The sequence below is a fragment of the Pseudomonas sp. CFBP 5748 genome, assembly GCF_053850495.1.
The window spans coordinates 630,200-650,704 of the sequence record NZ_JBSPTN010000002.1 but is presented as its reverse complement, the minus strand read 5'-3'; the positions used below and the strand labels follow the sequence as shown (position 1 = coordinate 650,704).

The window sequence follows — 20,505 nt, the reverse complement described above, 5'->3', positions numbered from 1 at the left end:
CTTTGCTCAATGGGGTAGCAGCGTTTTTATTTATTTCAATATAGAGGGGTGTATGAGCACTATTTCGAAAAAGTTTGTAGTAGATGTTTGGTCTGATTTCGTCTGTCCTTGGTGTTGGGTCGCCAAGCGTCGTTTTGAGAATGCGCTTGAGGACTTTCCGTACAAAGACGATGTTCAGGTAAACGTGAGAGCGTATCGTCTTGCCCCTAACCATGCTGCTGAGCCTATGGTGAGAGCCCTTAAAGTCAAATTAGGTAGTTCAATCGCTGCTTTGAATATGATGAGTACGGTAATGCAATATGGCCAATCTTCAGGGCTTGATTACCGTTTCGAAACCATGATGTTTGGTGACACCGCGGATGCGCATGTCCTCGTCAAAGCGATTGACGATGAAGTATTGAAGACGCACTTGATGGAGGCGCTCTATGAGCAAAGTACTACCCAGGGTAAGTCACTATTTGACCGAGGTAGTTTAGAATCGATTGCAAAATCTGTAGGTGTTTCTGATGAGTCGATTCGACTCGCGTGGTCATCTAATGAATTGTTTCACCGGATGCAGGAAGACGAGCGTGCTATGGGCCAATTTCACTCGGGCGTCCCGTTTTTTGTTTTCAATAGTTCATTTTCTATTTCGGGGGCTCAGCCTCAAGAGATATTTTCCCAAGCACTCAATCAAATGTATTTCGAACCAAATGACGGACATGAGTCGTCCAGCAGTCAAGTTTGCGGGCTTGATGGATGTAATTAGTACCAGAGATGCTTCGGCACTGTTGGTGCCGCAATTCCTGGATTTGGAATGATGTTGTGGGTGAAGTGCAGATGAGCCGTATTGTAGACGTGAAAGCCGGAGAGTTCGCCCGATTCGTTGCAAAAGGTAGCTGCGCTGTGCTGTTTTCGGCGTCCTGGTGCAAGCCCTGTCAAGAAATGAAGCCGGTTTTTAATGAACTGGCAGAAAAGCTGCAGTCGTGCGCCGCATTCGGGAAGATTGATGTGGCTGTTTCGCCCACGATCTCCCAGATGTATGGTATCCGGTCGGTTCCATCCTTGGCGATTTTCCACGAAGGGCGATTACGTTTGGTTTTGGCCGGCTCTCGATCGGCTGCCGCGTTGAAGAAAGCAATCTTAGCTGACTTAAAGGATGTTCTGTAGGTCGGTCTAAAAATGCAATGCGCTCTCAAATTGACTGTCCGAATGAGTGTAGGAAGCGCGTCAGGATGTTGCTGGGCTAAGTGTCCGACTGGCGTATAGGCAAGCTAAGCTCCGCTTTACGACCGGCCAGGCCATGTTTAGCCCAGCGTAGCCTTTGCTTGAACACAGTTACGCTTCAGCCGGAGTATCAGCGATAACGAAGTTCGGATAATGTAAAGACTTTGATTTCATCGGCAGGCCATCAGCACAACGACGTGGTTGGCTAATGGCATGCAGAACAGCTTATAGGGCTTTAGCGACTTCTCAGATTTAATTGGCGACGGGGGTAGCTAAGCCTCTACTATTATTGATCCTTCCGCACTGCTGGGTATCAAGATTTATCGAATGCATCCAAAACGTGAGTGCTGTAAACCAATGCAGCGCCAGCGTTCATATTAATCGCAACGCCCAAAGCTTCTGAGACCTCTTCAGTCGTTACGCCGAGCTTTTTGGCCTCAGCTGCGTGGAAAGCGATGCAGCCGTCGCAACGGGTGGTGACGGCAACTGCGAGTGAGATCAGTTCACGAGTCTTAGCGTCGAGGTGGTTTGTTCTTTCGCCGGCGCTCCCTAAAGAAGCCATACCTTTCATGGTCTCTGGGGATAGGCCATTCAGTTGCACTAGGCGGGCGCTGACGTCTTTTCGAGTTTGCTTCCAATCTTGCATGGGATATTCCACTTTGGGCGCGGTGCCCTGTAGGTGTAGGGGAGGTGTGAAACTGATCGAAACATACCATCCAGTTGGTAGGTATGCAAGTGTATCCTACAAATGGCTTGATCGTGCGGTCGACGTAGAAGGGGTGAGCTGGTGTGGTGAGAGGGCATTGGCGTTAATGCCTTACTTGTAGTGATGAGCTCTCCCGGCTCAGAATCAGGAGATACTTGAGCGGAGTTCGCGTGATCAGGGAATGCTGCTGGTATCAGAATTTTGAGCGCATAAGGAGCCTTAGGGATGTAATGCTGTTGTCAAGCTAATTTTCCCGCGCACTTACATAAGGCTATTACTGGGAAGCAATAAAAAGCTCCACAGCCAAAACGAGAATCTATCGTCATAGCTGTGGAGCAAAAAACTGCCTGGACATTTAACGTATACGGGATATCAGCCAGAATAACTCACGTGTTCATGGTGGATATCATCTATCAGATGCTGGGCAACAACTTATTCAATACCAAGTCGTTCAGGCAGCCGGAAGCCAATAACTCACTGGCCGCATTGATATCCGGCGCGAAGAAGCGATCCTTCTCGTAATAGGCCACTTTGCTTCGCAGACTGTTCCGGGCCAGTTCCAGCTTGGGCGACGTCTTCAAGCCGTCACGCAAGTCCAGGCCCTGACAGGCCGCTAGCCACTCCACAGCCAGGATTCCACGGGTGTTTTCAGCCATTTCCCACAATCGCTTGCCAGCCGCAGGTGCCATCGATACGTGATCTTCCTGGTTCGCGGACGTGGGCAGGCTGTCTACGGAATGGGGGTGAGCCAGCGCCTTGTTTTCACTGGCCAGCGCTGCTGCTGTTACTTGAGAAATCATGAAACCCGAGTTCACGCCGCCATTGGCTACCAAGAACGGCGGCAGTTGTGACATGTGTTTATCCATCATCAACGAAATGCGGCGCTCGCTCAGGGAGCCGATTTCAGCAATGGCCAATGCCATATTGTCTGCGGCCATGGCCACTGGCTCGGCATGGAAGTTGCCGCCAGAGATCACGTCACCTTCAACGGCAAACACCAGCGGGTTATCGGATACGGCATTGGCTTCGACGACTAATACTTCCGCGGCCTGACGGAGCTGGGTCAGGCATGCGCCCATGACTTGAGGTTGGCAGCGTAGAGAGTAGGGGTCTTGGACCTTGCCGCAGTCCTTGTGCGAATCGGCGACCTCACTGCTTTGGCCCAGCAGGTCGCGATAGGCAGTAGCAGTATCAATCTGAGCCCTCTGGCCGCGTGCGGCATGGATGCGTGCGTCAAACGGCGAGCGGGAGCCCAAGACAGCTTCGACCGTCAAAGCACCAATGGCCAAGGCGCCCGCAAACAGGTCTTCGCCCTCGAACAAACCGCGCAGAGCATAAGCAGTGGAGACCTGGGTACCGTTGAGCAACGCCAAGCCCTCTTTGGCAGCCAGCGTCAACGGCGCCAAACCGGCCACCTTCAGGGCTTCGGTGGCTTCCAGCCATTCGCCCTTATAACGGGCTTTGCCTTCTCCCAGCAGCACGAGGGACATGTGCGCCAAAGGTGCCAAGTCACCAGATGCGCCGACCGAACCTTTTAACGGAATATGCGGATACACCTCGGCGTTGATCAATGCTATCAGAGCATCGATCACCACGCGGCGTATGCCGGAGAAACCACGGCTGAGGCTATTGACCTTGAGCACCATGATCAACCGCACCAGCGCATCGCTGATCGGCTCACCCACACCAGCGGCGTGGGACAGTACTAGCGAACGTTGCAGATTTTCCAGATCTTCACTGGCGATACGGGTCGAGGCCAGCAGGCCGAAACCGGTATTGATACCGTAGGCGGTGCGATTCTCGGCGAGGATCTGCTCCACGCAAGCGACACTGGCTTCAATTTGCGCAGAGGCACTGTGGTCGAGGGTGATTTTTACTGGGTGCTGGTAAACGGCACGCAGTTGGGCAAGGCTCAATTGGCCTGGGATAACGTTAAGTGTTTTCATGCTTTGGCTCCTTTAACAAGAGTGATCATTGGCAGGTTCAAGCCTTGCTCATTCGCGCAATCAATGGCGATCTGGTAACCGGCATCGGCATGGCGCATCACGCCGGTCGCCGGGTCGTTGTGCAATACACGGGCAATCCGTTCGGCCGCTTCGTCAGTACCGTCGCAGACGATCACCATGCCCGAGTGCTGGGAAAAGCCCATGCCGACGCCGCCACCGTGGTGCAGCGACACCCAGGTCGCGCCACTGGCGGTGTTGAGCAGGGCATTGAGCAGCGGCCAGTCGGAAACGGCGTCGGAGCCGTCCTGCATGGATTCTGTTTCACGGTTCGGGCTGGCCACGGAACCGGAGTCGAGGTGGTCACGGCCGATGACGATCGGCGCCGACAGCTCACCGCTGCGCACCATCTCGTTGAACGCCAGGCCCAACTTGGCGCGCTGGCCCAGGCCAACCCAGCAGATCCGTGCCGGCAAGCCCTGGAAACTGATGCGCTCGCGGGCCATGTCCAGCCAGTTGTGCAGGTGGGCGTCGTCGGGGATCAGTTCCTTGACCTTGGTGTCGGTCTTGTAGATGTCCTGCGGGTCACCCGACAGCGCCGCCCAGCGGAACGGACCGATGCCACGGCAGAACAGCGGACGGATGTAGGCCGGGACGAAACCCGGGAAGTCGAAGGCATTTTCGACGCCCTCTTCCTGGGCCATCTGGCGGATGTTGTTGCCGTAGTCGAAGGTCGGCACACCCATTTTCTGGAAGGCCAACATGGCTTTGACGTGGACGGCCATCGATTGCTTGGCGGCCTTCACCACGGCGGCGGGCTCGGTCTTGGCGCGGGCACGGTATTCGTCCCAGGTCCAGCCGGCCGGCAGGTAGCCGTTGAGGGGATCGTGGGCGCTGGTCTGGTCGGTGACCATGTCCGGACGCACACCACGACGGACCATCTCCGGCAGGATTTCCGCCGCGTTCCCACACAGTGCAATGGAAATCGCCTTGCCTTCGGCGGTGTATTTCTCGATGCGCGCCAGGGCGTCGTCGAGGTCTTTGGCCTGCTCGTCGACGTAGCGGGTTTTCAGGCGGAAATCGATGCTCACCTGCTGGCACTCGATGTTCAGCGAGCATGCACCGGCCAACGTCGCGGCCAACGGTTGCGCACCGCCCATGCCGCCCAGGCCGGCGGTCAGCACCCAACGGCCCTTGAGGTTGGAATCGTAATGCTGGCGACCGGCCTCGACGAAGGTTTCATAGGTGCCTTGCACGATCCCCTGGCTGCCGATGTAGATCCAGCTGCCGGCGGTCATCTGGCCGTACATGGCCAGGCCCTTGGCGTCGAGTTCGTTAAAGTGTTCCCAACTGGCCCAGTGCGGCACCAGGTTGGAGTTGGCGATCAGGACGCGCGGGGCGTTGCTGTGGGTCTTGAACACGCCCACCGGCTTGCCGGATTGCACCAGCAGGGTTTCGTCGTCGTTCAGGTTGGTGAGGCTTTCGACGATCTTGTCGTAGCACTCCCAGTTGCGCGCCGCGCGGCCGATGCCACCGTAGACCACCAACTCCTTGGGGTTCTCGGCCACTTCCGGGTCGAGGTTGTTCATCAGCATGCGCAGCGGCGCTTCGGTCAGCCAGCTCTTGGCGGTCAGCGTGTTACCGCGAGGGGCGCGGATTTCGACATTGCGGAAATGGAGTGGTTTGCTCACCGGTAATCCTCTCGAGATGACTTGCAGCTTATTGTTGGTTTTCGCTACATCGGGCGAGTAAATATAATCATGTATATACAAGCTTAATCAAGCAGATTTTTGACCGCTAATGTTGTCGGCATGAATATCTTCACGTGATTAGTTTTTTCGTTCGAATGGCATTGATGCAGGTTTTGCCATCAAGCTTTGCGCACTGGGCGCGCTGTGACAGTTTCAGCCAGGGATCATGAGCTGAGCCATAGGAAAGACGCTGGATTGCTCTCGTACAGGGCTTTTCTAGTCAACAGAACGGCGAACCATTTCGGCCTCAACCGCGCCTGAGAACATTTTTCAGGCGCGGTAAGCGACCAGCCGGCTTAAGGCACTTCGGTTATTTCAGATTGCCGCTGAGAAATTGCTGCAAACGCTCGCTCTTGGGGTTCCCCAGCACTTCCTCAGGCGGCCCTTGCTCTTCTACGAGCCCTTGGTGCAAGAACAACACCTGGTTCGATACCTTACGAGCGAAGCTCATTTCGTGCGTCACCATGATCATGGTTCGGCCTTCTTCGGCGAGGCCCTGAATGACCTTCAGCACTTCTCCTACTAGTTCAGGGTCCAGGGCAGACGTCGGTTCGTCGAACAGCATGATTTCCGGTTCCATGGCCAGCGCCCGGGCTATCGCGACGCGCTGCTGCTGGCCGCCCGAGAGAAAGGCCGGGTATTGATCGGCAACTCGCGATGGTAAACCAACCTTGTCCAGGTAACGCCGAGCCAGCTCCTCTGCATCCTTCTTCCTGACCCCCAACACTCGGCGAGGGGCCATTGTGATGTTGTCGAGCACGGTCATGTGGCTCCACAGATTGAAATGCTGGAATACCATCGCCAGTCGCGTGCGCAGCCGCTGCAGTTCGTCTGCGTTTGCAACGCGCATGCCGTGGTGGTCATGGATCATGCGTATCGGCTGATTGTCGAGGCTCATGGCGCCGTTGCTAGGGATTTCCAGAAAGTTGATACAGCGCAAAAAGGTGCTTTTGCCCGACCCGCTGGCACCGATCAGGCTAATGACGTCGCCGGCCTTTGCGTTCAGCGAAACACCCTTGAGGACTTCGTGGTCGCCATAGCTTTTATGCAGGTTTTCTACGGTCAGTTTGTACATATTCAAGCACCCTGAATTAATGAGCTGGGCCGAGGAACGACAGCCAACGGCGCTCAGCCAGACGGAACAGACCGACCAGAGAGAAAGTGATAGCGAGGTAAATCGCTGCGGCGATGCCGAACGATTGGAAGGTCAGAAATGTTGCGGAATTGGCATCTCTGGCAACCTTGAGGATGTCCGGTACCGTGGCGGTGAAAGCGACCGTGGTGGAATGCAGCATCAGTATCACTTCGTTGCTGTAGTTCGGCAGTGAGCGGCGCAATGCAGACGGCATGATGATGTAGGTGTAAAGCTTCCATCCTCGAAGCCCAAAGGCCTTCGCTGCTTCGACTTCACCATGATTCATGTTGCGAATCGCCCCGGAGAAGATCTCTGTGGTGTAGGCGCAAGTGTTCAAGGCAAAGGCCAGGATGGTGCAGTTCAATGCATCGCGAAAGAATGCATCAAGCAGCGGTTGGGAGCGCACCGCAGCGAGGCTGTAGATGCCGGTGTAGCAGATCAGTAGCTGTATATACAGAGGCGTGCCACGGAACAAATAGGTATAGAACTGCACGGGCCAGCGCACGAAAAGGTTGCTTGATACCCTGGCAATCGACAGCGGGACCGCCATCAAGAAGCCGAAGAAGAGCGAGGCACTGAGCAGCCATAGTGTCATCGCCAAGCCCGTGATGTGATAACCATCGTGGTACAGGAAGGGTTTCCAATATTCTTGCAATAGCTCGATCATCGCACGGCCTCCCGAGTTCCTGCGGCGTAAAAACTTTCCAGCCTGCGCAAGACATAGTTTGATGCGGTGGTGATAACCAAATAGATCAACGCTGCAAGGACCAAGAAGAAGAACAGTTGATAGGAACTCTTTCCTGCATCCTGGGCAACCTTGACCAAGTCAGCCAGACCAATGATCGAGACCAGTGCGGTCGCTTTCAGGATCACCATCCAGTTGTTGCCAATGCCCGGTAATGCAAAGCGCATCATTTGCGGGAAAAGCACCAGGCGGAATCGTTGGGCGCGGGTCAGGCCATAGGCCGTGGCTGCTTCTAATTGCCCCTTTGGAACGGCGAGAATCGCTCCGCGGAAGGTTTCGGTGAAATACGCACCGTAGATGAAGCCCAGGGTGATGACCCCTGCGCTGAACGGATTGATTTCGATATATTCCCAGCCAAAGGCATCGGTCAGATTCGTCAGCCACGTCTGAAGGCTATAAAAGATCAGCAGCATCAAGACCAGGTCGGGCACGCCGCGGATAAGCGTGGTGTAGGCTTGCGCAGGGATGCGTAGCAAGGCTGACTTCGAGAGTTTCGCGCTGGCACCGATCAATCCCAGGCCCACGCTCAGCAACAAGCACAGTGCGGATAATTTGACAGTCATCCAGGAGCCTTGCAGCAACAGCGGGCCGAAACCCTTTAGGCTGAAGCCTAGAGTCTGCAATAGGTTTTCTAGCATTGGACAGCCCTTCGTCAATCAAGAAAAACGCCCATCCGAAAATGGGCGCAGCGTGTTATTTACCGCTGTAGATATTCTGATCACCAAAGTGTTTTTTCTGGATGGCTACATAGCTGCCATCCTCATGCAGTGCCTTGATGCCTTTGTTTATCAGGGCCTTGAGATCGGCGTTGCCTTGGGCGAGACCTACCGCGGTTTTCGCGGGCAACAGTTCATGCTCGACTGCTTTACTTACCTCAAAATTCGCCCCTTGCGGCGACTTCAAGAAGCCCATTTCGGCTTGCAACATATTCTGGATCGAGGCATCGAGACGGCCGGTCACCAAGTCCGAATAGACCTGATCCTGGTTGGCATAGGCTTGGGTTTTGACCCCGGCCTTGTTCAGTACGGCTTTTGCATAAGCTTCCTCGGTGGTGCCTTGCTCATAACCAACCGTCTTGCCGACGAGCGTCCTGATATCTTCGGTCAGGCCGGAGCCTTTCTTGAAAACGAAGGAGGTAGGAACGGAGAACAGTTCATCGGAGAAATCGATGACTTTTTCTCGCGAGGATGTCACGGTCATGGCGGAGATCACGCCGTCGAATTTGTTGGCTTTCAGGCCGGGAATCATGCCGTCAAAATCACTCTCGACCCATTTGCACTTCACTTTCAATTCCGCACAAATCGCATTGCCTAAGTCGATATCGAAGCCCACCAGGCTACCGTCGGCAGCTTTGGACTCGAAAGGGGCGTAAGAGGGGTCAACGCCGAACCGCAACTCCTTGTACTCCTTGGCCGAGGCAAAGCTGCCAGCCACACACAACGCCAGTACAGAGAGGGTCAAAATAGATTTTTTCATTGTTTTTATTCCTAAGGACCAAAGAGCGCTTGAGCGCACGGATGCGGTACGGAGCTCGTGTGTGTCGCTATGGGAGTGGTACACAGAGCCCATTTTTTGGTTTAAGCGTGTCGAGGTGACGGATCGACTTTACCGCGTAAATACATACTTGTACATACAGGCATAGCCAATCAAGCAACCATTTATCTGCTCGGATGTGCATGGGTGGAAGAAGGGCTGGAAACGCTGAGGGGAGGGGGTGATCAGTTTCGTTTTTTCCGGTCACTACGGGCGTAGGGCCTGGGTCTATTGTGATGTATGAATCAGAAAGCGACCGACGCCCTTTGGAAGCGGCGCTGGTCAAGCTTTACGGCAGATGTGTCGAAGAGTCAGACGTCTCTGTGCGCTGCGTTCATGGGTAGGCGGCTACCCAAGCGATAGCGGGAGGAGGGGTGGACGAGCCGCACAAAGGTGACAATTTTGTTTTGGCTCCAAGTCCGGCGTATGAGGGCCAGGCAAGGTTCGGTTGCATCAATTTGCAGATGCTTACTCTCCTCGGCGCTGGGGTGGCAGGCCTCTACGATATGTTCCATTTCGTCGGGCTTGATCACTTGCAGAAGGTATTTGGCCGGTTGCAGGTGTTCGCCGAATTTTTGTTTCAGGAACTCTGGCACCAGCTCGGGATTGACGTAACGATCCTCAAGCTGCACTGGCACGTCTTCTTCGCTGTGCGCACAAACCAGATGAAAAACCGAAGAGCCCGTGGGTAGGCCCAGGGCGGAAGCGACTGACATCGATGCGGATTCGCGTCCCAGGTGCAGGACGCGACAGCCGTAACTATGACCCCGAGCGAGAATCTCGTCAGCGATGTTGGTGATGCGCAACAGGTTCGATTGCGGCTTGCTTTCGGCTACGAATGTTCCAACACCTGAAATCCGCACCAATAGACCTTCTTCGGTCAGCTCGCGCAGGGCTCGATTGACGGTCATGCGCGAGATGCCCAGCTCTTGCACCAACTGGTTCTCTGAGTAGATCAGGTCGCCAGGTTTCCAAACGCCCGCTCGAAGTTGGTCCAGCACAAAATCCTTCGCGCGTCGGTAGAGCGCTTGTGGTGCATTTTTGATCATCAGTCGGTCCGTGTCTCTTGTGCGGCAAGGACTCTTGCCAAGGAATGAAGGAAAAGATCGTTATCCTCACAGCTTCCTATGGATACCCGCAAGTACTGAGTATATCCCGCTTCGCGCCAAGGCTTGATGATGACCCCTTTGCGCAGTAATGCCTGGTTGATGATTTCGGCAGGATAAGGGGTGCTGAAAAAGAGGAAGTTGGCCATGGAGGGGGCGGTTGTGATGCCTTGCTCTCGCAGTGCGATCTCCAGTCGTCGGCGTTCGCTGGCGACGTGGGAGAGGCCGGCATTCAAATGATTCTCATCGGCCAGAGCCGCAACTGCAGCGGCTTGGGCCACTCGGTTGACGTTGAAGGGGGTGCGCAGGCGATTGATTAAATCGGCCAGTAGCGGGTCGCTGACAATGCCATAGCCGATGCGTAAACCTGCCAATGAATAGGCCTTGGAGAAGGTTCGAAGCAAAATGAACGGCTTGCCGCTGGCCTGGATCAAGCCGAGGCAGTCTGGGTACTCAGGCTCCCATTGGGCGTATTCGTAATAGGCTTCGTCAAACACCAGCAAGCACTTGGGAGGTAATGCATCGAGCAATTGCTTCAATTCGATTGCGCTCAAGGTGCAGCCAACCGGATTGGAGGGGCAGGAAAACATCAGCACATGGGTATGCGGTGTAAGGGCGGAAATCATCGCCGCCACGTCAAAAGTGCCTTGGTCGGTCATGGGGACACCGATTACCCGAGCGCCGGCTGCCACTGGAAAAATGAAATGCAAGCCGAAGGAGGGCACCACGGTAACCACTTCATCATCATGGTCCAGAAACACTCGACTGATGACACTCAGCAAATCCTCAGAACCGTTGCCGAACACGAAGCGATCTTCCGGAACATCAAGTTTTTCCGAGAGTGCGGAGCGTAGTGCCTGGCAGCCTGAGTCGGGGTACAGCGCAATCTCATGACAGGCTTGGGTGGTCGCGGCGTTGACAGCGGGGGCGGTGCCCATTGGGTTTTCATTGCTGCCCAATTTAGCGACGCGTGTCAGACCGAAGCGTTTGCGCACTGCATCAGAGGCGAGGCCGGCGTTGTAACTGGCCAATTCGCGTACTTCAGCGCGAGCAAGCAGGGTCAGGTCGTTGGCGTTCATACAAGGCTAACCTCTCGGGAATTTTGCTGGAAGGTATTGCGATCTGGATGGTTCCGCAGGGGACGCTGCGGGCTCGGCTGTTCAGCGCTTTGACGGATTTCGTGCGGGAGGCTGTAGTGGAAGAGTGTCGCCAATTCGGCGATCCGGCCTGCGGGGCTCATCCCTTCGGTAGTCGCGGCAGTCATCGGGTGCAGTTTTTTCATTGATTACCTCTTAGGTGCAGGACCACAAGGAAGTGTTGCTGTATGATCCTGTATATATAGGTAACGCAATGTTCAGGCCAAGCCTTATCTTTTCTGTTGATCGCTGCTCGTAAACACCTTCCAGGCCAGGGGGTGCTCACATGAATATTTGTTCAGGTGTAACTGAAGGTTGCATCGGAGTGTTTCCGGGGTCTCATTGATGAGTCGAAAGGAAGCGCATGGTAAGGCTTTCTGCGGACAGTATTTTGGACAGAAGCAGTGCTCGATCCACTTCGGATCAGGGGTCTGAACGGATCCTTGTCTAACAGGCACGGTAAGTGCTTAATCCTGTATATACAGAGCCGTCGATCAGGCTTGTAGATCGATTTCCGATCTGCTGTGACACGCTCGGTCGAGTCGATGGCTAAAAGTGGCGTCTGCTATAGGCGCTTTCATAATCCGCTTAGAGAGAGTCCCCCATGACGGTTAGCAATTTGCCCTTTTCAAAAGTCCGCCACAGCCAAGGCCTAGTGTTTTTATCCGGTGAACTGCCGTTCAATGAGGATGGCAGCTTCCCGGAGGGTATCGAGGCACAAACGCGCCTGACCTTGATGCGCATTGCTCAAACACTGGAAGCTGAGTCACTGTCGTTGGATGACGTGGTGAGCGTCACGGTGTACTTGACCGAGCGGAGTAACTTCGCCGAGTTCAACCGGATTTATGCTTCGTTTTTCACGGCCAATTTGCCTGTTCGCGCTACCGTCTGTGCCGGCCTCGTGGTGGATGCGTTGGTTGAAATCAGTGTCATCGCGCAGCAGCGTGCTTGAGTTGGAGGCAGCGTGAACGACAAACAAGTAGTAGTACTGGGCGCCGGCATCGTCGGTATAAGCACGGCCCTGCATCTGCAACGCCGGGGCTGTGCGGTGACCTTGGTAGACAAGGGGCCGCCCGGGCGCGAGACGTCATACGGTAATGCCGGGATCATCCAGCGCGAGGCCGTTGAACCGTACGGGTTCCCAAGGGACCTGGCGAGCCTGATGAGAGTGGTGACCAAGCGCGATATCGGCGTCAACTATCATCTGCGTGCGATGCCGGAGTACATGCCTACGCTGACCAGGTATTGGGCCAACTCAGCGCCAAGGCATTACCGAGCTATTGCGGACGCCTTTCGGACCTTGGTCGAGCATTCAATCAGCGAGCACTCCGAGTTGATCGAGCAAAGCGAGGCCCAACACCTGATCGTGCACAAAGGTTGGATTCAAGCTTTTCGAACCCCGGAAAAATATGAAAAGGCGATGGAGAGCGCCCAGCGTGTGAGTGCGCACGGTGTATTGTCGCAAGCGTTGGACGGCGCCGGGCTCAGGCTCGCAGAACCCGCTTTGGGTGAAGCTCTAGTTGGGGGGATTCACTGGCTTCAACCTTGGACCTGTGTTGATCCGGGAGAGCTGGTGCAACGCTATGCCGAGCTCTTCTTGCGTGAGGGCGGACAGTTTGAACGCGGCGATGCCCGTTCATTGCGCCAAGCGGGAGCTGGCTGGCGAGTCTCCACCGAGTCCGGGCCGGTCGAAGCATCACAGGTCGTCGTGGCGCTTGGTCCTTGGGCCCAAGAGTTGCTGAGGCCCATGGGTTACCGCATCCCGTTGTTTATCAAGCGTGGTTATCACGCCCATTTCGCCGACGGGGCAAACTTGAGTCGCCCGGTGCTTGATACCGAGCAAGGCTACATGTTGGCGCCGATGAAGCGTGGTGTGCGTCTATCTACGGGGGCCGAATTCGCCCGTCTCGATGCGCCTCTGACCCCAGTGCAGCTAGGGAAGGCCGAAAGCGCGGCCCGACAACTCTTGGCATTGGGATCTCAGGTTGAGCGGACGCCATGGAGCGGTGCGCGACCTTGTACCGTTGATATGAAACCGGTCATTGGTGCCGCGCCGTCGCATAAGGGGCTCTGGTTCAACTTCGGCCATGCTCATCAAGGTTTTACGCTAGGTCCGGTCAGTGGCCGGCTGCTTGCGGAATTAATGATGGGAGAAACACCAGTGGTCGAGCCGGCACCCTTCGCTCCTGGGCGTTTCTGAATTGACGATGCGTCGGCCTTCTCGTCCCTCCTCTTGAGAGGAGGGCAGGCATTATCTGAAAGAAAAATGACGACCGAATTGTCTCGTTTCCACGTCGTGTGAGCAACGTTTACAGCACTCGCCGCGGGCGCTTTTACCCATGGGCGCCCACGTTCCATCTGCCTGCCCAGGAATACTCATGAACATCAAACAGAAACTCACGTGGGCGTTTGCCGCTATCGCCTGCGCGCCAGTCATATTGGTCGCAATGGTTGTCGTACTGAACTTGCGTAGCGCAGCGCAAGCCAGTTTCCTGGATAGCAGTGGCCGCGAAATCAGGCAGATTGACCGCGGGATGCGGCAGTTTTTCGACAGCATCCGCCAAAACGTCGAATACCTTGCCAAAGACCCTCGGATCGCCAACGTTCAGGGATTGAAGAACTATACGGCCGCTGACGCCCCGAAAACGCCTCTGACGAAGGTCGATCGACAGATCCAGGTGGTATTCGACAGTTTCGCAGAAACCCACCCAACCACGGCTTCCATTTCCCTTGGACTCAATGACGGAGGTTTTGCAGGTTGGCCCGATGACCAGACAATGGCCAGCTACGACCCACGGGTGCGACCTTGGTACAAGGCTGCCATGGAAGCCGCACGAGGCTCAACCGTAAGGACGGGCGCGTATTACTGGGCACCCGATGACATGGTGCTGGTCAGTACGGTCCGCACGATCAATGACGCGAGCGGTGCCCCGGTGGGCGTCGTTGGCGTGGACGTATCGCTCAAGCAACTGACTGAATTGGTCAAAGCCATCAAGTTGGGCAAGAGTGGTTACCTGATGTTGGTCGAGGCCAATGGCAATGTCTTGGTCGATCCCGCAAATGCCAAAAACAATTTCAAGCCGTTAGGTGAGCTAGGACCCGGCTATGCCGAATTGGCCAAAAGCGCTGATGGGGTGACTCAAGTCGAGATCGATGGTGTGCCATACATGGTCAACGTCCTGAGTTCCGATGGCCTGGGTTGGCGTTTTATTGGCCTGATCAAGCGTGATGAAGTGATGGCCGACGCCATGAGCCTGACCTGGTTGATTGCAGCCATCGCTGTTGCATTGGCCGTGGTGTTCGCCATCGTTGGTGCTGGTTTTGCCAGCGTGATCGTGCGCCCGATTCGTGGCGTGGCTGATGGGTTGCAAGAGATTGCCGAAGGTGAAGGTGACCTTACACGTCAACTCCAAGTACGGGGCAAGGACGAAACTGCCAACCTGGCCGGTTGGTTCAATCAGTTTCTAAGCATGATCGCTCAGTTGGTGAAGCGTATTGGCAATGCGTCGTCCGATCTGCAAGTCGCTGCCGCTGACACCAACGAAGTCGCCAATAACATGAACCTGGCTGCCGGCCGCCAACGTGAGGCGGTGGAATTGGTAAGCACCGCTTTCAATGAAATGCTCGCCACTGCCAATGAGGTCGCACGTTCCTGCAGTGCCGCGGCGTCGAGTGCTGATGAAGGCTACCGCGACGTGCACGATGGCCAGAAGCAAATCAGCGAAGCCACCGGCAGCGTGCTCAAGCTCAGTGAGGAGCTGCAGGTATCGACCCAGACCATGCATCTGCTCGAGCAAGACAGCAATAACATCAATGCGATTCTCGACACCATTCGCTCGATTGCCGAGCAGACCAACTTGCTGGCGCTCAACGCCGCCATCGAAGCCGCCCGTGCGGGTGATCAAGGGCGTGGCTTTGCAGTGGTCGCGGATGAAGTTCGCGCCTTGGCTCGTCGCACCTCCGACTCTACCGGCGAAATAGACAGCCTACTGGGTAACCTCGCTCGCCGCACCCAGGAAGTCACCCAGCAGATGCAAGGCAGCCTGCAAGCGTCCCAGGCTAGCGTGCAGCGGATCCAGCGGGCCCGCGACAGCTTCGACAAGATCCGCGCTTCAGTGGACTCGATTCGCGACCAGAACACCCAGATCGCCACGGCGGCAGAGGAGCAGCATCAAGTGGCGGAGGAGATCAATCGGCACATCGCACAGATCCACGCCGATGCGCAGATGGTAGAGGAGTTCGCGCATTCAGCCCATGCCGGATCGGGGCGAATGACGGCCATTTCTGGCCAGCTTCAAGGATTGGTCGGGCGCTTCAAGTTTTAGTCCGTACGAACAATGGACGCTCAATTGCCGATTAGAGGGTAAGCCCCATGAGCGTTGAGCCCAGAGAAAAAACAGTGAAAGCCGCCGTCCCTGGCGGTCCCGTCCAGCGGGCCATTCAAACAGGCTGATCAACGCGGGAAGGCCTGCGCTCCGAATCATGATTAGACCTGTCAGGTCGCCAGACCGTGTGCTGCATTCCGTTCGGGGTCGTCAGTACTTCCACTGCACAGCGACTTCCAGACTGCGCGGCTCGCCCACGTAATACTGGGTGTTGCTCTGGTGGATGAAACGGGCATAGACCTCGTCGGTCAGGTTGCGCAGGCGCGCGCTGACCTGTACGTGTTTGTCCAGATCGTGGGTCATGGACAAACCATAGACAGTGTACGAGGGCACCCAGGTCGTATTGGCGGTGTTAGCGTAGACCGACGACACATAGCGCACGTCGGCCCCGAGCTGCCAGTCAGGAGCCACGTCATAGGTCAGCCAGAGATTGGCTACGCGGTCGGGAATGTTCACCGGATTCTTGCCTTTGCGCGAGAACACAACACCGGCGATGGTTTCATTGAACTCGTCGTACTCAGCCCTTACCCAACTGAAGTTACCGGCCGCCAATAGCTTGGGCGTGATCTTGAATGAAGCGGCCAGCTCTATGCCGGTGGAGGTTTGTTGACCCGCTTGTTCGGTGGTGTTGGGCACCGTCGAGGAGGGGACGGAGATGTTCTTGCGCACGATGCGGTAGGCCGCGGCGGTGGCCGAGCCGCGACCGTCAAGAAAATCGAACTTGCTGCCCACCTCGAATTGGCGACCGGTGCTCAAGTCGAAGTCGCTCACCTGGGCAATGGAGGCGCTGGTAAGCGTCCCTCCCGGCGGCTCGGCCGAGGTACTGTATTGGGTATAAAGGCTGACATTCGACGTCAGGTCGTACACCAGGCCCAGGCGTCCCGTGATTGCATCCCAACGCTTGTCGAGTCTGGCCTGCGCCGCATGATCGACCACCTCGAAATCGATATGGTCATAACGCAGCGCAGTGATCAGCGCCAGTTGCTCGGTCAGGCGCGTGCGGTTCTCGACGAACGCCGACGAGGTATCGGTCCACGTGCTGCGACCTTTAGTGCGCGGTGCATCCATCCCCGGAATGTCCAGGAAGTGGCCCGGCTCGAAGCCATCTGGATCGATGGTGTCGAAGGCGCCTTTGGACAACGGGTAATTGGTTTGCTGGTTGGTGTTGTAATCCACGCCCAGCGCCCAATCGCTGGCCAGGCCGAACAGTTGAGCCTGGTGAGTCAACTCGATTCGGTCACCGTTGACCTCCTGGTCGTGCCGCTGGCGGTAACCGCCGGAGCGGGCGATGGCGCTGTTGTCGCTGTTGTAGCGGTAGACCTCAAGGTTGCGGTAATCGCGCTGGCCATCGTAGTGGTAGAAGGTATTGCGCAACTGGGTATTGTCGTCCAGCTGGTAGTCCGTGATCGAGCGTATCCAGCGGGTGCGCTGCTCGTAGCGACCGTCCTCAACGTTGTAGTTGTTGAAGCGGTTGTGCTTGTCGATCTGCAGCTTGCCGGTCAGCGGTTGCAGTACCGGCGTGCCCCAGTAAGGACTGTCTTCCTTCTCTTCCAGGTATTCGATCGCCAGCGTATGGGAGAGTCGGTCGTTGATGTCGCTGAGCAGCGAGAAGGCCAGGTTGCCCGCACCGTTCTCCTGGCGATCTATGTAGCCGTTGCTGCTGGTGCGGCTGTAGTCGAGGCGCGCATAGTGGCGCGGGCCATCGCCGCTGTTGAGCGCTTTATTGAAGCCGACCGCGGTTTCCCAGGTGTCGTAGCGACCGTAGCTCATTCGGCCCTCGAAGGTATCTTCCTCACGGTTGGCAAGCTTGGTGATCACGTTCAGGCTGCCCCCCACGGCACCGCTGCCGTTGAGGAACGAGGAAGGGCCGCCGAGCAACTCCACCCGGTCATAAATCCAGGCGCCGACCGGACGGGCCGCGCCACCGTATTGCAGATTGATGCCGTTGAACAGCTGGCTGATCTGGGCACCGTTGAAGCCACGGTACGACACATAGCCGCCCCAGCCGGGTGGCGCAGAAGCGTTAACCCCAGGCAGAGCGTTCGCCGCGTCTTGAAAGTTGCGTGCGCCGATACGTTCCATCGTCTTGCGATCGGCCGCGCTTACAGAGGCGGGATTTTCCCGGGCACTGAGATTCAGGCGCGAGCCGCTTTCGATGGGGGTATCCAGGTCCAGGCGGGTGGCCGGTTTCGGTTGGTCGGCCGAGGCGTTGATGTAGCTGGTGGGCAAGTTCAGGGTAGTGTCTTGCGCCCACGCGCAGGTGCTGCCCGCGAGCAGCGCTAAAGTAGTCAAGCGAAACATGAAGAGCTTCCTGGCTTAATTCGATGAGCACACACCCGGCCGCGCTTGATGCAGCGGCGGGTGGTGAAGATGTCAGAGCGCGGGAAGCAGGGCGGGGGAGGCGCGAGGATTGATCAAGGGCCATTGCTGCCTGGGTAGGCAACGGGTCGGTTGTGCGGGCAAGGGTTTGGCTGGCTCACCGGCAAGCAGGGCGAGTAGCCCGAAAAACGCCGCCAGCAGGATCGCACCGAACAGGCTCGCAATGACGCAATCACCGACGACGGGCAGCGAAGGGGCGGGCACATCCTGCAGGCCCTTGAATGCTGCCCCGCCGTCAGTAGAGCAAAACAGTCCGCCGTCCAAACCGCTCAATCGCAAGCCGGCCATTTCTCCATGGCCCATCGCGCACAGCAACGAACCGAACAAGATGCTGAAGTACAGCACCCAGGCAATCATCGATTTTTCGCGGCTGGCCAGCTTCATCAGCAAAGCTCGTTGAGAAGGAACGGTTTATCGGCGAGCGGATTTTACATTTTTTGATCCGTCAGTGAGCTTTTAAACAGTTCGACATACAGGCAACCGCCTTGCTGTCCGGTCTGTCGTCGGTATAAAAACCGTCTCGATTCGGCATCTTTACATCCGCCAAGGTCGATGCATCCACGGTCGCGTTGGCGTCTAGCAGCTTGTTCATGTGCAGGATGTAGCCGGTCACCGCATAGACTTGTTCGTTGGACAATGACTGTGGCGCCTGGAAGGGCATGGCTCTGCGGATGTAGTCGAAAAGCGTCGTTGCATAGGGCCAATAGCTGCCGACTGTCTTGAGCGGTTTGTCAGTCGTCAGCGTTCCTGCGCCCCCCGCCAACGCGGGGCCGATGCCGCCTTCGAGCTTCACGCCATGACAGCTGACGCAGCTGCTCATGTAGACCTTTTCCCCATCAGCCACCGTTGCGCGCCCTGGAGGCAACGCCTTGCCGTCGGGTGCCACGTCGATGTTCCAACTGGCGATCTGCGCTTCGGTAGCCTTGGTGCCCAAACCGTACTGGGATTGTGCCGAGGCATGGGTCAGCGCACAGGCGCACAGCAAACCGATGAGAAACGATCCACCTTTAAGCCCGTCCATTGGTCACCTCCCCATTGCTGGAAACACGCCACGGTTGCACCGAATTGTTGTGGTAGAAAGAGACCTTGCCACGTTCATCAATCAACTGTTCCAGCATCGGCTGAACATAGCCGGTCTCGTCGATGGCGCGGCTCATGATCATCAATTCCTGGCCGTTCCATTCGAAAGGCGCCCTGAAGGCAGTCAGCGCCTTGGTCAGAATGGGTTCTTGTAATTTGGCTTGCGTCCAGTTATTGCCGCCGTCGACGGAGACATCGACACGGGTGATTTTTCCGTGGCCGCTCCAGGCAATGCCACGCATCTCATGCAGGCCTTTGCGCGTCAGTTTCTGGGTGCCGGAAGGGTAGGTCACCAGCGATTTGCACTCCATGACGAAGGAAAACTTCCGAGCCTTGCCGTCCGCCATCAAGTCGGTGTATTTGGCGGTTTCTTCCCGGCTGTAGGCGGGCGAATCGGTGACATGAAGTCGGCGTAGCCATTTGATGTGGGTATTGCCCTCGTAGCCGGGGACAAACAGGCGCAGCGGATAGCCCTGTTCCGGCCTGAGACGCTCGCCGTTCTGGCTGTAGACGACCATCACATCGTCCAGGCATTTCTCGATGGGAATGCTGCGCGTCATTGCGGCGCCGTCCGCCCCTTCGGCAATGATCCACTTGGCTTGGAGCTTGAGCCCGGCTTCATCCAGCAGGGTCTTCAGGGTAACGCCAGTCCACTCAGCACAACTCACCAGGCCGCTCACTTCGGCTGCGGTTTTACCCCAGGGAGGAAGAAACGATGGGTTGCCCGAACACTCCATGAAGTGCACGCGTGACACGGCGGGGAACTGGCGTATCTCGTCCACGGTAAAGATCAAGGCGTTTTCGGTGAGGCCATGGATCACCAGCCGGTGTTGCGCCGGATCGATTTGCGGGACACCTGCGTGGTGGCGCTCATAGAACAGGCCGTTCGGTGTAATGATGCCGTCCAGCTCTTGAAGTGGGGAGGTGCTGTAGGCGGACATCGTGTCCTTCAGGCCGGGATATAGATTCCTGACGGCTTTGGTTTCGAACGTTGAAGGTTTGCCATAAGGGCTTGCAGTGGGAGCGCCAAGGCTACGGGTCCATTGCGGGACTTCAAGGGGCAGGTTCGGATCAAGAGGGGCGACGTTGGTCGTCTCTGCGCTGACCAAGTCGCTATCGCCCAGAGCAAAGGCAGCAGTACCGATAACGGCCCCGCTTTTAATCAAGAAATCCCTGCGAGCCAAAGATGTTTGAGGCATGTCTTGCTTGGCGGGGACCATGGATTTTTTTGTCATTGTTGTTCCCTCTGATTCCTTTGTCGGGCTGGACCCAATGGCGAGTCTATAGACCGATCGGTCGGTCTGTAGGTAAGCCTAGAACGAAAAACGCGCGTGGTCCAGTCGCAAGGACGACCATCGGTGATGGCACGTGAATGAGGGGAGCGAGGAAAGCGGCGCACT

At 56.5% G+C, this 20,505-nt stretch carries 19 protein-coding genes and 1 pseudogene; 6 read left to right on the top strand and 14 right to left on the bottom strand.

The window, feature by feature from the left end; translation table 11 throughout:
- Nucleotides 1–52: 52 nt before the first annotated feature.
- Complete coding sequence (locus ACWNZ1_RS07605; RefSeq protein WP_039011346.1) at nt 53–748, top strand: DsbA family oxidoreductase; 696 nt, start codon at nt 53–55, stop codon at nt 746–748.
- Nucleotides 749–819: 71 nt separating this feature from the next.
- Nucleotides 820–1,149 carry a thioredoxin family protein gene (locus tag ACWNZ1_RS07600; protein WP_039012784.1) on the top strand — a complete coding sequence of 110 codons (330 nt, stop codon included), beginning with the start codon at nt 820–822 and terminating at the stop codon, nt 1,147–1,149.
- A 370-nt stretch (nt 1,150–1,519) separates the two neighbouring features.
- Here the strand turns inward: ACWNZ1_RS07600 and ACWNZ1_RS07595 are convergent, their stop codons facing one another.
- The 10 genes from ACWNZ1_RS07595 to ACWNZ1_RS07550 form a co-directional block, all read right to left on the bottom strand.
- Nucleotides 1,520–1,852: a carboxymuconolactone decarboxylase family protein gene (locus ACWNZ1_RS07595; protein ID WP_039011348.1), complete on the bottom strand. Its 333-nt coding sequence runs from the start codon at nt 1,850–1,852 to the stop codon at nt 1,520–1,522.
- A 473-nt stretch (nt 1,853–2,325) separates the two neighbouring features.
- The gene (gene hutH / locus ACWNZ1_RS07590) at nt 2,326–3,858 is read right to left on the bottom strand and encodes a histidine ammonia-lyase (protein ID WP_041024387.1); all 1,533 of its coding nucleotides are present in this window, start codon (nt 3,856–3,858) and stop codon (nt 2,326–2,328) included.
- The gene (gene hutU, locus ACWNZ1_RS07585; RefSeq protein WP_456027539.1) at nt 3,855–5,546 is read right to left on the bottom strand and encodes a urocanate hydratase; all 1,692 of its coding nucleotides are present in this window, start codon (nt 5,544–5,546) and stop codon (nt 3,855–3,857) included. Before hutU ends, hutH begins: the two co-directional genes overlap by 4 nt.
- Before the next feature lie 370 nt (nt 5,547–5,916).
- A complete protein-coding gene (locus ACWNZ1_RS07580) occupies nt 5,917–6,681 on the bottom strand; it encodes an ABC transporter ATP-binding protein (protein WP_288916346.1) in 765 nt (254 codons plus the stop codon).
- Nucleotides 6,682–6,697: 16 nt separating this feature from the next.
- A complete protein-coding gene (locus ACWNZ1_RS07575; RefSeq protein WP_030141828.1) occupies nt 6,698–7,408 on the bottom strand; it encodes an ABC transporter permease in 711 nt (236 codons plus the stop codon).
- Entirely contained in the window at nt 7,405–8,124 is a 720-nt protein-coding gene (locus tag ACWNZ1_RS07570) for an ABC transporter permease (RefSeq protein WP_025214430.1), read from the bottom strand. The genes ACWNZ1_RS07575 and ACWNZ1_RS07570 overlap by 4 nt, the downstream gene beginning before the upstream one ends.
- A gap of 55 nt (nt 8,125–8,179) precedes the next feature.
- A complete protein-coding gene (locus ACWNZ1_RS07565) occupies nt 8,180–8,962 on the bottom strand; it encodes a transporter substrate-binding domain-containing protein (protein ID WP_039011357.1) in 783 nt (260 codons plus the stop codon).
- 368 nt (nt 8,963–9,330) lie between these two features.
- Entirely contained in the window at nt 9,331–10,068 is a 738-nt protein-coding gene (gene hutC, locus ACWNZ1_RS07560) for a histidine utilization repressor (RefSeq protein ID WP_039011359.1), read from the bottom strand.
- Complete coding sequence (locus ACWNZ1_RS07555) at nt 10,068–11,204, bottom strand: aminotransferase class I/II-fold pyridoxal phosphate-dependent enzyme (protein ID WP_456027538.1); 1,137 nt, start codon at nt 11,202–11,204, stop codon at nt 10,068–10,070. The genes hutC and ACWNZ1_RS07555 overlap by 1 nt, the downstream gene beginning before the upstream one ends.
- On the bottom strand, nt 11,201–11,407 hold the full coding sequence (locus tag ACWNZ1_RS07550; protein WP_095962583.1) for a hypothetical protein: 207 nt from the start codon (nt 11,405–11,407) through the stop codon (nt 11,201–11,203). Before ACWNZ1_RS07550 ends, ACWNZ1_RS07555 begins: the two co-directional genes overlap by 4 nt.
- Nucleotides 11,408–11,865: 458 nt before the next feature.
- Here ACWNZ1_RS07550 and ACWNZ1_RS07545 point away from each other — a divergent pair, with 458 nt between their 5' ends.
- The 4 genes and pseudogenes from ACWNZ1_RS07545 (at nt 11,866) to ACWNZ1_RS07530 (ending at nt 15,586) form a co-directional block, all read left to right on the top strand.
- Nucleotides 11,866–12,213 carry a RidA family protein gene (locus ACWNZ1_RS07545; RefSeq protein WP_025214425.1) on the top strand — a complete coding sequence of 116 codons (348 nt, stop codon included), beginning with the start codon at nt 11,866–11,868 and terminating at the stop codon, nt 12,211–12,213.
- A gap of 12 nt (nt 12,214–12,225) precedes the next feature.
- Nucleotides 12,226–13,461, top strand: coding sequence for an NAD(P)/FAD-dependent oxidoreductase (locus ACWNZ1_RS07540; protein ID WP_258632710.1), 1,236 nt, complete (start codon nt 12,226–12,228; stop codon nt 13,459–13,461).
- 139 nt (nt 13,462–13,600) lie between these two features.
- Nucleotides 13,601–14,722 (top strand): annotated as a pseudogene (locus ACWNZ1_RS07535) (HAMP domain-containing protein); the annotation flags it as partial.
- A 9-nt stretch (nt 14,723–14,731) separates the two neighbouring features.
- Nucleotides 14,732–15,586, top strand: a complete 855-nt coding sequence (locus ACWNZ1_RS07530; RefSeq protein ID WP_394351186.1) for a methyl-accepting chemotaxis protein — start codon at nt 14,732–14,734, stop codon at nt 15,584–15,586.
- Nucleotides 15,587–15,796: 210 nt separating this feature from the next.
- Here ACWNZ1_RS07530 and ACWNZ1_RS07525 read toward each other — a convergent pair whose 3' ends face one another.
- From ACWNZ1_RS07525 to soxC, 4 genes are all read right to left on the bottom strand, one after another.
- The gene (locus ACWNZ1_RS07525) at nt 15,797–17,947 is read right to left on the bottom strand and encodes a TonB-dependent receptor (protein ID WP_456027537.1); all 2,151 of its coding nucleotides are present in this window, start codon (nt 17,945–17,947) and stop codon (nt 15,797–15,799) included.
- Between the two features lie 72 nt (nt 17,948–18,019).
- The gene (locus ACWNZ1_RS07520; protein ID WP_095962586.1) at nt 18,020–18,409 is read right to left on the bottom strand and encodes a DUF2946 family protein; all 390 of its coding nucleotides are present in this window, start codon (nt 18,407–18,409) and stop codon (nt 18,020–18,022) included.
- Between the two features lie 61 nt (nt 18,410–18,470).
- Nucleotides 18,471–19,046 carry a c-type cytochrome gene (locus ACWNZ1_RS07515; RefSeq protein WP_052239506.1) on the bottom strand — a complete coding sequence of 192 codons (576 nt, stop codon included), beginning with the start codon at nt 19,044–19,046 and terminating at the stop codon, nt 18,471–18,473.
- Entirely contained in the window at nt 19,033–20,340 is a 1,308-nt protein-coding gene (gene soxC, locus ACWNZ1_RS07510) for a sulfite dehydrogenase (protein WP_235868343.1), read from the bottom strand. Before soxC ends, ACWNZ1_RS07515 begins: the two co-directional genes overlap by 14 nt.
- Between the last annotated feature and the right edge of the window lie 165 nt (nt 20,341–20,505).